Source organism: Pseudomonas sp. H1_D05 (assembly GCF_054682705.1).
The window spans coordinates 1361523-1373630 of sequence record NZ_CP162825.1 but is presented as its reverse complement, the minus strand read 5'-3'; the positions used below and the strand labels follow the sequence as shown (position 1 = coordinate 1373630).

Genomic DNA, 12108 nt, shown 5'->3' with positions numbered 1-12108 from the left:
GAGACACACACAATGGCACTTATCAGCATGCGCCAGATGTTGGACCACGCAGCCGAATTCGGCTACGGCGTTCCAGCCTTCAACGTCAACAACCTTGAGCAGATGCGCGCCATCATGGAAGCCGCTGACAAGACTGACTCCCCGGTGATCGTTCAGGCTTCGGCCGGCGCTCGCAAATACGCCGGCGCGCCTTTTCTGCGTCACCTGATCCTCGCCGCGATCGAAGAATTCCCGCACATCCCGGTGTGCATGCACCAGGACCACGGCACCAGCCCCGACGTCTGCCAGCGCTCGATTCAACTGGGCTTCAGCTCGGTGATGATGGACGGCTCGCTGGGCGAAGACGGCAAGACCCCGACCGACTACGACTACAACGTCCGCGTTACCCAACAAACCGTGGCCATGGCGCACGCCTGCGGCGTTTCGGTAGAAGGCGAGCTGGGCTGCCTGGGATCGCTGGAAACCGGCATGGCCGGTGAAGAAGACGGCATCGGCGCCGAAGGCGTTCTGGATCACAGCCAAATGCTGACCGACCCGGAAGAAGCCGCTGACTTCGTCAAGCGCACCCAAGTCGATGCCCTGGCCATCGCCATCGGCACCAGCCACGGCGCCTACAAGTTCACCAAGCCACCTACCGGTGACGTTCTGGCGATCGACCGCATCAAGGAAATCCACAAACGCATCCCGAACACCCACCTGGTGATGCACGGTTCCTCGTCGGTGCCACAAGAATGGCTGGCGATCATCAACCAGTACGGCGGCGACATCAAAGAAACCTACGGCGTGCCGGTTGAAGAAATCGTTGAAGGCATCAAGCACGGCGTGCGCAAGGTCAACATCGACACCGACCTGCGTCTGGCATCCACTGGCGCAATGCGTCGCCTGATGGCCACCAACCCGAGCGAATTCGACCCGCGTAAATTCTTCGGCGCGACTGTTACTGCAATGCGTGACGTGTGTATCGCTCGTTATGAAGCGTTTGGTACTGCGGGTAATGCTTCGAAGATCAAACCGATCTCGCTGGAAGCGATGTATCAGCGTTATCTGAAGGGTGAGTTGAACGCGAAGGTCAACTAAGCCTGAGCGTTAGACTGCTTTAAAAGAAACCCGCCGTGAGGCGGGTTTTTTTGTGGGTGAAATGTCTGGTGGCGATACTTAGAGATCCGCACTTGAAATGTCACCTATAGTGGACTTTAATGATTTTTATCAGCTTAAAGTCCGATATGGGTGACATTTTGATTCTGAACAATCCCGCGATGTTCGCCGAACGCATTCGTCAGCTGCGAAAAGCCAAGGGCTACAGTCAGCTAATGCTGGCGCATAAGGCCAAATGCAGTCGCAAGACCATCATCGATCTTGAGGCCGGTGAAAACGTCGCTTTTTATACCGTGTTCCGGGTGATTGCCGCGTTGGGCATGGCGCTTGAAATCGTCGACAACCGAATCGATCTCAAGTCGCTCGCCGATCTGGTAGAGCATGATGAATAAGGTCAAACGACTCAACGTCATGACGCCGCAAGGCTGCGCGGGCGAGCTATCCAAAGGTTCGCAGTTCTCGTTTGCCTACCAGACGGCAGAAGCGTCTCGGGAAGTCTCGTTGGTCATGCCCTATGACCCGACGCCCGCAGTGAGCAATGTACTGCACCCAATATTTGATATGAATGTGCCCGAAGGTTTTCTGGCCGATCAGATCAAGCGCCGGATGGCCAAGCATATGCAGGTCGATGAAATGCGCCTGCTATCGGTCATTGGCGGTAATCAGATTGGGCGCCTTACTTATGAAAATCCGACTGAGCCGTCTACCGCTGTGCGCGCACAGGTCGGTCTGCAAGACATTCTGTCTGCCGACGCCTCTCAGGGTGTTTTCAACTTTCTGGTTGAAACCTACTTCGAGTCGGGTATTTCCGGAGTGCAGCCCAAGGTACTGGTGCCTGACCTGGACAAACTCACCGGTAGCCGAAAAACAATGCTCAGCTCCGATCTTATCGTCAAATCAGGAGCCGAGGAGTATGAGCACTTGGCCCAGAACGAGTTTCTGTGTCTGGAGGCGGCGAGGATGGCAGGATTGGAAACACCACCGTTCTGGCTTTCCGAGAGCGGTGAGCTATTTGTCATGGAGCGGTTTGACCTGACGTCGTCTGGCCGGCTCGGCTTCGAAGACATGGCGGTACTGTTGGGTCTTAACAAAGATCCTCACGACAATTACAAGTATTCGCAGAGCTATGAAACCCTCGCGGCTGTCATCCGCCAGGTATGTCGCCATGCCGAACCGATACGAGAGCTGGAGCGATACTTTTCGTCAGTCTGCCTTTCGGTGATGGTGCGCAATGGCGATGCACATCTGAAGAACTTCGGCGTGATATACACGCAGCCCGCGGCTCCAGAAACCGTGCAGTTAGCCCCGATTTACGATGTTACGACCACCACGGTCTATGAAAACTACAACCCGAAGTCCGGGCGGTCACTGGTTGACCGTACCCTGGCAATCAAAATGAATAAAACCAAAGACTACCCGGATCGCCAGCAACTGATTGAGTTCGGTCGCAAACACTGTGCAGTGGATAGGCCGGCATTGATCATCGACCGAATAGCTGAGGCAATGAGCCAGGCACTGACTGCTCATCGGTCCCGGGTGGATGCTGAATTGTTTGCGGGGATGCAACGCGAATGGGATGTCGGACGTACAGTTGCCTTGAACGACTCGGTTGGGTCGGGATTGAAGCGTAAGCCCGTATTGGGAGATAGCAACGTTTAGCTACGCTTTTGCGCTTATTGCTATTCAGGAGCCCGCCGCGAGGCTGAAATACAGGGTGCAACTCACGCCGACGAAACTCGTCATGCCGTACAGGCATCAAGAGGCTGATCGCCATTTGTGGCGATGCATTTTCGTGATAACGGAAAGTGAAATCCTCGGTATCGCTGAACAGTCTCCCGCTATTACCTTCAGGGGTACTGACTTGAAGAGAGGATATTTTCATTCGAATAAATCTCCAAGCTCTTCAAGGGTTGGCATCGTTGCTGGAACCACCGAGAGCTCGCAGTCCAACGCAGCCAAAACCCGCGCGTAAGCGATCATGCCGACAGAAAGGGTGCCTTTCTCCACCGCGATGACTTTGTATCGCGTCAGTCCCGCCAGATCGGCGAGCTGCGCCTGCGTCAGGCCACGATTTATACGTTTTTCACGTAATTGAATGCCGAGACGGGTAATCAAAAGAGAGTAATCCATGTTGCGCTACCGTCACATTTTTATGTCAATGTAGCGTATGCGGAACATTTAATCCATTTGGCTCAAGAAGCCCGTCGTGAGACGGGCTTTTTTGTGGACGACTATTCCTTCAGTTCAACGTGATCCAGTGCCTGATTCACCGCCAGTTCACCGAGCATGACCACTTGCGCGATGCCCAGCGCGGTCTTGCGGTGTGAGGTGTCGAGCATGGCGGCGAAGTTGTTGAGCATTTCGCTGGCTGAACCCAGGGTTTCGCTGGCGTTGGCCAGCAGGGATTCGGTGTTGTACTTCGGGTTGGCGAGGTACATGGGCTCGGGTTTGTGCGTGCTGGCCATGATGAAGGCGGACGGTTTGAGGTAATGGTCGAGGGCGCGCTCGGCGGCGTCGTTGAGTTTTTTGGAATCGAGGGATTCGTAAGGGGATGCGAGATATGTTTCTGGCGGGTGTGGCGTTGATTTTGTCATTTGCTCGAAACCTGATTGGAGTGCCCCCGCTCTGGCTACTAAATCAAAGTGGAGGCAACTGTACGCAGGTTAGTAGACCGGGGTTTCGAGCAAGCCGGCGCACCCGAAGGTGCCCTGCGCACAGCTACCATCAAGCGCAGGTATGGGAATACCTGACTGACAGATGCTTGTGCACAACGCTTGAAACCACGGGCTACTAAACCCGATCACTGGAAATCAGTGACGCGAATCAAGTTACCGATGGCCCGCCAGGCGCACAAGCCGGCGGATTCTGGCGTAGTGGTAGGCAACGGCGCAAGGCCTTGTAGGCATCCGGAAGTAACCGCCGACAGATCTAAACAGCACTGTTTAAAGGTAGGAGCTGCCGAAGGCTGCGATCTTTTGATTTTGTCTTTTCAGAATCAAAAACAGGATCAAAAGATCGCAGCCTTCGGCAGCTCCTACCGTGGGGTTTGGGTTATTTATCGTGATCAATGTCGAGTTTGGAGAAGGTCACCTGCCCACCTTCACTGGTGTACCCTGTGTTGTCCTGCACATAAACCCCGGCCTTGAAATACAGCGGCTTATTCCGCCAAGTCGCACTTATCTGTGAATCCCACTGATATCCCGCCGCACTCACACCCAACGCACCGCCAGGACTCAGGTGAATCAAGTAGTTGAATTCGCGATCCAGTTTGATCCCGGTCGCCAGCGTGATGACGCGACTCTCATCCTCGTCCGGATGCATGCGCACCTTGATCACCAGGTTGCCGGTCTCGGTTTTTGTCTTGTACTGATATTCAAGTTTGACCATCGGCTTCTGGCTTTCATAAGCATGAATCTGGCCGATGACGATCTTGCCGGAGCTCGGCACTTTGTTCACCGTGACGGTCGCGCGCAATGAATTGTCGGCATCCGGGTAATACCAGTTGCGCAGGCTGCCGTTGCTGTAGGTTTCGCGCAGTTCGGTGCGCGGATAAATGGCGTTTTCGGTTTTTGACCCGGTAACCGGTGACCAGAAGAACAAGGTGCCGGTGTCGGAATGGAAGTACTGATCTTTGAAGCCGTTCACCAGTTTTGAGGTTTCGACGGTGTATGGCGGGCTGCCAACGGGAACGCTGAGGTTCCAGGTTGCGAGGTCGATCATGTCGGTTCTTCCACTCAGTTCATCCTGAACGCGGGTGCCAGAAGCTCTAGCCCGCGCCTTTTCGGGCGGCCTTTATAAGCGTAGAGGGATTTTTTGTTAATGCCCGTTTGGCAGATGATTGACGTCAACATCCTGTCGAAATGCCATCTCTGCCGGTTTCCGGGGGCTTCAGCGGTGACCGTTAGTCGGCAAACTCACGCTTTGGTTAAATGATGGCCTGATGACAGCTTCTGCTTTCCTGGATCCAGTACTAGAGTGAAGGCTCAGTATGTGTGCGGTTTTTATCGGAAACCGACCGAAAGTCCCGACAAGAGAAGCAGCATGGAATGCGCGCAACCCCCGCCAGGTGAAGGCAGCTCTGTCCTTTTGATCGTTGATGATTACCCTGAAAATCTGATCAGCATGCGCGCGTTGCTGCAGCGCCAGGATTGGCACGTCCTCACCGCAGCCTCCGGTTTCGAAGCGCTCAATATTCTGCTCTCCCACGACGTCGATCTGGTGCTGCTGGATGTGCAGATGCCGGGCATGGATGGCTTTGAAGTTGCGCGATTGATGCGTGGCAGCCAGCGCACGCGCCTGACGCCGATTATCTTTCTGACTGCCAACGAGCAATCCCAGGACGCCGTGATCAAAGGCTATGCCAGTGGCGCGGTGGATTACCTGTTCAAGCCGTTCGACCCGCAGATCCTCAAGCCCAAAGTGCAGGCGTTGCTGGAACATCAGCGCAATCGCCGCGCGTTGCAGCGCTTGAGTCATGATCTGGAGTTGGCGCGCGCCTTCAATGCTTCGGTGCTGGATAACGCTGCCGAAGGGATATTGGTGGTGGGCGAGGACGGTTTGATCCGCTTCGCCAACCCGGCGATTTCACGACTGCTCAATGCCCCGGTGAAGGAACTGGAAGGTAAGGAATTTCTCGACTACCTGCAGAAACCGCACATTCCGCTGTGGGCCGATTCCGAGTTTTATGCCAGCTACAAGCGTGGCGAAACATTAAGGCTGCACGACGCCTTGCTGCGCACCGCGCCCGGCCAGCAAGTGCCGGTGGCCTTGTCCTGCGCAGCATTGCCTTCTGAGCAACATGCGATGGTGGTGACCGTGCTGGACATGTCGGTGGTTCGACACTTGCACCAGCAACTGGAATTTCAAGCGGTGACCGATCCACTGACCGGGTTGCTCAACCGACGCGGGTTTTACCAGACCGTTGAAAACCTGCTGCTGCGTGGCGAGCGCAGCGACAGCAGTTGGGTGTTGCTGTATCTGGACCTCGATGGCTTCAAACGGGTCAACGATTCGCTAGGCCACGATGCCGGCGATCGGGTGTTGCGCTGGGTTTCCGAGCAATTGAAGGCATGTCTGCGGCCGTTCGACATTCTTGCGCGCATGGGCGGCGATGAATTTACCGCGCTGCTGGATCTGGAGTTTCCCGAGCAAGCGGCGAAGATTGCCGAAAAACTCATCGAACGGGTGTCGATCTGTCAGCAGATTGAAGGGTTGGACATCGCTCTAGGCGCCAGCATCGGCATCGCCACTTACCCGGACTGCGGCTCGGACCTTGACGGGTTGCTGCGTGCCTCCGACATCGCCATGTACGAAGCCAAGCGCGCCGGGCGCCAACAATATCGTTTCTACGATCATGAAATGAACGGCCGGGCGCGCTCGCGGTTGATGCTCGAAGAGAGCGTGCGTGCCGCCATCGAGAACCGCGATTTCAACTTGGTGTATCAGCCGCAGGTGGCCATCGACACGGGCCAGATTCGTGGCTTCGAAGCCTTGTTGCGCTGGCAGCACCCGAGCGTTGGCGATGTGCCGCCGGGGTTGTTCTTGCCGTTGCTGGAAGAGGCGCGGCTGATCAGCCGCCTCGGCAGCTGGATTTATCATCGTGGTGCCGGTCAGCGCAAAGCCTGGGAAACCCTGTTTGCCGAAGATCTGGTGCTCGGTGTGAGTTTGAGCAACACCCAGTTCAGCCTGCCGAATCTGGTCACCGAGTTGCGTCAGGTGATGGAACGACATGCCTTGCAGCCTCGGCAACTGGAGGTCGAGGTCACCGAAGAAGCGCTGATGCAGAATCCCGACGAAACCCGCAAACAACTGCGGTTGCTGCGCAATCTGGGCGTGCGGGTGGCGCTGGATGACTTCGGTTCCGGGCCGTGTTCGCTGGCGCATCTGCGTGATCTGGAGCTGGATACCCTCAAGCTTGATCGCCATCTTATTGCGCGGTTGCCGGACTCCAAACGCGACGCCTCGCTGGTCAGTACGGTGATCAGTCTGTGCAAACAATACGGTTTGCTGGTGATTGCCGAGGGGGTGGAAACCATCGAGCAATACCAATGGCTGCAAGCCCATGGCTGCGAATACGTGCAGGGTTTCCTCGTCGCGCGGCCGCTGATGGCCGAGGATGCGGTCAGCTTCGCCGAACCGTTTGACTGGAGCGCGCTGCCCGGTTGAATTCGCTACACTGGCGCACCTTTTCGAACCGTGTCGCTCGTCCATGACTGTGTTGAAGTACCTCCAGGCCTATCCCGCGCAATTACAGGATCAGGTGCGCCAACTGATTGCCGAAGGGCGTCTGGGTGATTACCTGAATCAACGCTATTCAGGGCGACACGACGTGCAGAGCGACAAGGCTTTGTACAGCTACGCGCTGGACCTGAAGCAGGAGTACCTGCGCAACGCCCCGGCCATCGACAAGGTGCTGTTCGACAACCGCCTCGACCTGACCCACCGCGCTCTGGGTCTGCACACCACGGTTTCACGGGTGCAGGGCGGCAAGCTCAAGGCCAAGAAAGAGATTCGTATCGCCTCGTTGTTCAAAGACGCCGCGCCGGACTTTCTGAAAATGATCGTGGTGCATGAACTGGCGCACTTCAAAGAGTCGGATCACAACAAGGCGTTCTATAAATTGTGCGAGCACATGCTGCCGGGGTATCACCAGGTCGAGTTTGATCTGCGTGTGTACCTGACGTGGCGCGATATGCAGGCTTAACCGTACGCAACCAGGAAGGTGGGGATGGACGTCAGCAAGACCAAAAGCAGTTTCTACCGCCGCTTGTATGTGGCGTACCTGATCGACAGCGGTCTGGCGCCGAGTGTGCCGACGCTGACCGAAGTGACCGGCATGCCCCGGCGCACGGCGCAGGACACGATTGCCGCGTTGGCGGATCTGGATATCGTCTGTGAATTTGAGCAGGAAGAGGGCGCGCGTAATCACGCCGGGCGCTATCGGATTCGTGAGTGGGGGGCGATTGATCGTGGGTGGATCGAGCGTAATTTGCGGCAGATCAAGGCAGTTCTGGGATATCCCTGAAAAGCCCCTCACCCCAGCCCTCTCCCAGAGGGAGAGGGAGCCGATTGGGGGATATTGGAGAAGTACGCCGACTTGAGCGAATTCCTCTGAATCCATAATCGACTCGGCTTTTCAGGTCGATGTCTGCCGCAAGACAATAAGGTCAGTCCCCTCTCCCTCCGGGAGAGGGCTAGGGTGAGGGGCTCTTCAGGAACGACGCATCCCAATGTGTGGAATGTCATCCTCCAGATACTCTTCACCCGCCACAACAAACCCGTACCGACCGTAATACCCCTGCAAATGCGCCTGCGCCGACAGATAGATCGGCACCTGCGGCCAATGCTTCTCGGCCTGTTTCAGTGCTTGCTCCATCATTTCATGCCCTAGCCCTTTGCCGCGCCCCTGCGGTGCGGTAATCACGCGGCCGATCACCACGTCACCCCCCTGGGATTCCGGATCCAGCAGGCGCAGGTACGCCATCAACTGGTCATCCTCCCACCCCATCAGATGGTAGGTGTCGCCTTCCAGATCCTGGCCATCGAGGTCCGGATAGGCGCATTTCTGCTCGACGACGAACACGTCCGAGCGCAGCTTCAACAGCGCGTATAGCTGTTCCTTGCCCAGATCACTGTGATGTTTGCAGACCCATTCGATTGTCATTTGCCGATTCCTTGAACGTGTCGCCCGATACTAAGCGCCTGTGGCAAAGATGTCTGTATGGCGTAAGAGTCTGTGACAAAGGTCAAAATGCCATCATTCCTTTCTCGCAGCCTCGGTGACTTTGTGTAATCTGCTGGAGAGCCCTGTGCATTGGCTGCAATGAGCTAATGTTAGGGCCTGGGTTTTGCCGGTAAGGGGCCTTGGGGTTTTGGCTGAAAACATGCTGGGCAACTTGCCCGCTAAGGATTTTCAAGCATGCCGCGTTTGCATCGAGCCTTTGCTTTGATCGGATTGCTCTTGCTGGCTCAGACCGCTGCAGCGGATAAGCTGCGGCTGGTGTTTGATATCTGGCCACCCTTTACCGACGACACGCTGGTCAACGGCGGCCTGGCCACCGACATTGTCAGCACCGCGCTGTCCAGAGCCGGTTACGCCAGCGGTTACGAGCAGGTGCCGTGGGCACGGGCGCTGCTTGGCGTGGGGGAGGGCCGTTACGATGTGCTGGTCAACGCCTGGTACAACGACGAGCGGACCAAGCTCGGGCAATTTTCCGGGGAATACCTGCTCAACCGCATCCGCTTTCTCAAGCGCAAAGACACGCCACTCGACTATTCCAATCTGCAGCAACTGCACACCTATCCGATTGCGGTGGTGCGCGGCTACGCCTATTCGGCGCCGTTCGATGCCGACACGGCGTTGCAGAAAGTCCCTGTGCACAACTTCGCCATGGCCGTGCGCATGCTCGCGGCGGATCGGGTCAAGCTGACGCTGGAAGATGAGTATGTGGCGAAGTATTACCTGGCGCGGGAATCCGCCAAGGTGCGCAATTCGGTGGAGTTTTTACCCAAGCCGTTGAGTGAGAACAGCCTGCATATATTGGTGAGCCTGAAGAATCCGCAGCATGAGCAGATTGTCGCGGGGTTTGATAAGGCGATTGCGGCGATGAAGGCGGATGGGAGTTATGACAAGTTGCTTCGCCAGCATGGCATGTGAGGGCTGATCCAGAATTTTTTGTGTGGCTGATGGCCTCTTCGCGAGCAAGCTCGCTCCCACATTGGATTTGTGAACGACACAGAACACATGTGGGAGCGAGCTTGCTCGCGAAGGCGTCTTGTCAGCCAGCGCTAACCTCACTGGTGTCCTTGATGAGATGTGCCGCCAACGTCCGCAACGGCCCCAACTGCCGGCAGATCAACGCCAGTTGCGTCTGCACCAAACGCTGCCCCTCATCGATCTCATCGGCCATCTGCTCCAGCTCATTGGCCAGCGCTTCTTCCTCGTCACTCTGAATCGCCACCGGCTGCTTGTTGGCCAGCCCTTGGGCAATTTCATCAATACTCGTTGCCAGTTTCACCCCGGCGCCATCAATCAAATGCTCGCGCACATCCGCCGGCAACTGCGTCTCGCGGTGTGCACCCAGCCCTGACAGATAACTCAACAACGTGTGCGACAGCACCAGAAAGCGGAAACCGACATCGGCTTCCTTACGGAAATGCCCCGGCTCCATGAGCATGTTCGCCAGCGTTGTCGACAGCGCCGCATCGGCGTTGTGCGCGTTGCGGCGGGCCAGCCGATAGGCGAGATCGTCGCTCTTGCCGGCGGCGTATTGCTGCATGATCTGGCGCAGGTAGATGCTGTTGCAGGTCAGAGTGTTGGCCAGCACTTTGTTCAGGCGTCGGCCCTGCCAGTCCGGCAGGAACAGGAACACCGTCAGGCCGGCAATCAGGCTGCCGAGCAAGGTATCGAACAACCGTGGCAGGAACAGTCCGTAACCGTCACCGACCTGGTTGAAGCAGAACAACACCATGATGGTGATCGCCGCTGTCGCCAGGGTGTAGCGGGTGGTGCGGTTGGTAAAGAACACCACGCCGGCAGCGATGGCAAAGCACGACTGCACCAACGGACTCGGGAACAGATCGAACAATGCCCACGCCACGGTCAGGCCGATGGCGGTGCCGAAAATCCGCTGACCGAGTTTGCGCCGCGTCGCGCCGTAGTTCGGCTGGCAGACGAACAGCGTGGTGAGGATGATCCAGTAACCCTGCGACGGGTGAATCAAATGCACCATGCCGTAACCGATACTCAGCGCCAATGGCAGGCGCAGGGCATGCCGGAACAGCAGAGACGTCGGCGTCAGTTGCGTGCGCAGGCGCACCCAGACGTCTTTGAGGTTGCGCGGCGAGCGGTCGAGCAGGCTGCTGTCAGTCGCATCGGCCAAGGCGTCGGGGTTGCTCGCGTCGCTGAGCAAACGGTCGAGGGTGCCGAGGTTGGCCGCCAGGGCGCGCAGTGAGCGCAGCAATCCGCGCCAGGCCGGATTGCTCTGGATGCGCAGGTGTTCAAGGGAGGCGTCGAGGTCGCCCAGCGCTTCGGCGAAACTCGCGTCATAAATAAAAGGCTGACGCATCTGGATCGATTCGGCCAGAGCGCGGCAGGCCTTGCCTTGCTGGCGCAACAGGCGTTGGCAGCGGAACAGCACGTCGCTGTGGAAGAACGCTTCGGCCAGTGCGTTGTACGGATAGTGCGAAGAACTCGCGCGTTCGTGGATGTCCTGAGCGAGGAAGTACAGTTTCAGGTAACGGCTGACTTTCGATCCGGGGCGGCCATTGCCGACGCGGTGCAGGATGATTTCCTTGGCACTGTTCAGCGCCGCCACCACGCGACCGTTTTGCTGGGCCAGTTCCAGCCGCCGGGCTTCGACGTCCATCTGCCGGATCGGCTCGAACAGCGACGATTTCAGCTTCAGGTAAAATCCCAGTTCGCGGAACAGCCGCGCCAGACTCTGCTGCACTGGCTGGTTGGAAAACAGCGCCTGCCACACCACCGAGAGCAAGCCGTACCATGCGGCACCGGCGACCAGCAGCATCGGTTCGTGCCAGAAATCGGTGACCGCACCGCCGCGCTGATCAACGCCGATCATCGTGTATACCGACAGAATCAGCGTCGCCGAAGCAATCGCGCCATAGCGCTCGCCGAGCGCACCGAGCATGGTCAGGCCGAAACTGGCCAGCGCCAAAGCAATGGCAAACACGATGGGGTAGGGGAAGAGTAATTCGACCGACAGCGCGGCGATGCTGAAACACACCAGCGTCACGGCGAGGGCGTTGAGGCGGCCCTGCCAACTGTCGTCGGTTTCGGCCAGGGCGCTGGCGATAATCCCCAGGAATAACGGGATCAGCAGGCCCATTTCATCCTGATACCAACACAGTGCCATGCTGCCGGTCAGGGCGATGAACACCCGCACGCTGTAGCTGAATTTATCCAGCGCCCACAGGCGCCGCAAAGACTGACGAAACGAGGTCGAGGACATGAAGTGCGAAGGCCTTCCGAGGCGATGCCGCTAAATTGAGCCA

Annotated in this window: 12 protein-coding genes and 1 pseudogene; 7 read left to right on the top strand and 6 right to left on the bottom strand. The window is 57.4% G+C overall.

All coding sequences use genetic code 11. The features are described from left to right. Window positions 1-12: 12 nt before the first annotated feature. From fba to AB4O11_RS06260, 3 genes are all read left to right on the top strand, one after another. Window positions 13-1077: a class II fructose-bisphosphate aldolase gene (fba, locus tag AB4O11_RS06270; RefSeq protein WP_008081027.1), complete on the top strand. Its 1065-nt coding sequence runs from the start codon at window positions 13-15 to the stop codon at window positions 1075-1077. Between the two features lie 146 nt (window positions 1078-1223). Beyond that, window positions 1224-1487, top strand: a complete 264-nt coding sequence (locus tag AB4O11_RS06265; protein ID WP_460130351.1) for a helix-turn-helix transcriptional regulator — start codon at window positions 1224-1226, stop codon at window positions 1485-1487. Next, the gene (locus tag AB4O11_RS06260) at window positions 1480-2754 is read left to right on the top strand and encodes a type II toxin-antitoxin system HipA family toxin (protein WP_460130350.1); all 1275 of its coding nucleotides are present in this window, start codon (window positions 1480-1482) and stop codon (window positions 2752-2754) included. The genes AB4O11_RS06265 and AB4O11_RS06260 overlap by 8 nt, the downstream gene beginning before the upstream one ends. Before the next feature lie 103 nt (window positions 2755-2857). Here the strand turns inward: AB4O11_RS06260 and AB4O11_RS06255 are convergent. From AB4O11_RS06255 to AB4O11_RS06240, 4 genes and pseudogenes are all read right to left on the bottom strand, one after another. Continuing rightward, a pseudogene (locus AB4O11_RS06255) lies at window positions 2858-2977 on the bottom strand (type II toxin-antitoxin system HipA family toxin); the annotation flags it as partial. Beyond that, on the bottom strand, window positions 2974-3225 hold the full coding sequence (locus tag AB4O11_RS06250; protein WP_007913766.1) for a helix-turn-helix domain-containing protein: 252 nt from the start codon (window positions 3223-3225) through the stop codon (window positions 2974-2976). The pseudogene AB4O11_RS06255 and the gene AB4O11_RS06250, both read right to left, overlap by 4 nt. A gap of 101 nt (window positions 3226-3326) precedes the next feature. Then, on the bottom strand, window positions 3327-3689 hold the full coding sequence (locus tag AB4O11_RS06245) for a DUF6124 family protein (RefSeq protein WP_460130349.1): 363 nt from the start codon (window positions 3687-3689) through the stop codon (window positions 3327-3329). A 457-nt stretch (window positions 3690-4146) separates the two neighbouring features. Further along, a complete protein-coding gene (locus AB4O11_RS06240; RefSeq protein ID WP_320336210.1) occupies window positions 4147-4815 on the bottom strand; it encodes a polysaccharide lyase family 7 protein in 669 nt (222 codons plus the stop codon). A 321-nt stretch (window positions 4816-5136) separates the two neighbouring features. On the opposite strand from AB4O11_RS06240, the gene AB4O11_RS06235 reads away from it, so the two are divergent. The 3 genes from AB4O11_RS06235 to AB4O11_RS06225 are packed head-to-tail and all read left to right on the top strand — an operon-like array spanning window position 5137 to window position 8119. Then, entirely contained in the window at window positions 5137-7260 is a 2124-nt protein-coding gene (locus AB4O11_RS06235) for a putative bifunctional diguanylate cyclase/phosphodiesterase (RefSeq protein ID WP_320336211.1), read from the top strand. Window positions 7261-7303: 43 nt separating this feature from the next. After that, on the top strand, window positions 7304-7798 hold the full coding sequence (locus AB4O11_RS06230) for a M48 metallopeptidase family protein (protein ID WP_099757394.1): 495 nt from the start codon (window positions 7304-7306) through the stop codon (window positions 7796-7798). 24 nt (window positions 7799-7822) lie between these two features. Next, window positions 7823-8119 carry a winged helix-turn-helix domain-containing protein gene (locus tag AB4O11_RS06225; RefSeq protein ID WP_093429875.1) on the top strand — a complete coding sequence of 99 codons (297 nt, stop codon included), beginning with the start codon at window positions 7823-7825 and terminating at the stop codon, window positions 8117-8119. Window positions 8120-8305: 186 nt separating this feature from the next. Here the strand turns inward: AB4O11_RS06225 and AB4O11_RS06220 are convergent, their stop codons facing one another. Continuing rightward, window positions 8306-8758, bottom strand: a complete 453-nt coding sequence (locus AB4O11_RS06220; protein WP_102900062.1) for a GNAT family N-acetyltransferase — start codon at window positions 8756-8758, stop codon at window positions 8306-8308. 255 nt (window positions 8759-9013) lie between these two features. Between AB4O11_RS06220 and AB4O11_RS06215 the strand changes: the two genes are divergently transcribed. Further along, the gene (locus AB4O11_RS06215) at window positions 9014-9751 is read left to right on the top strand and encodes a substrate-binding periplasmic protein (RefSeq protein ID WP_099757391.1); all 738 of its coding nucleotides are present in this window, start codon (window positions 9014-9016) and stop codon (window positions 9749-9751) included. A gap of 121 nt (window positions 9752-9872) precedes the next feature. On the opposite strand, the gene yccS is transcribed toward AB4O11_RS06215, so the two are convergent. Further along, on the bottom strand, window positions 9873-12065 hold the full coding sequence (gene yccS, locus AB4O11_RS06210) for a YccS family putative transporter (RefSeq protein ID WP_460130348.1): 2193 nt from the start codon (window positions 12063-12065) through the stop codon (window positions 9873-9875). Window positions 12066-12108 lie beyond the last annotated feature (43 nt).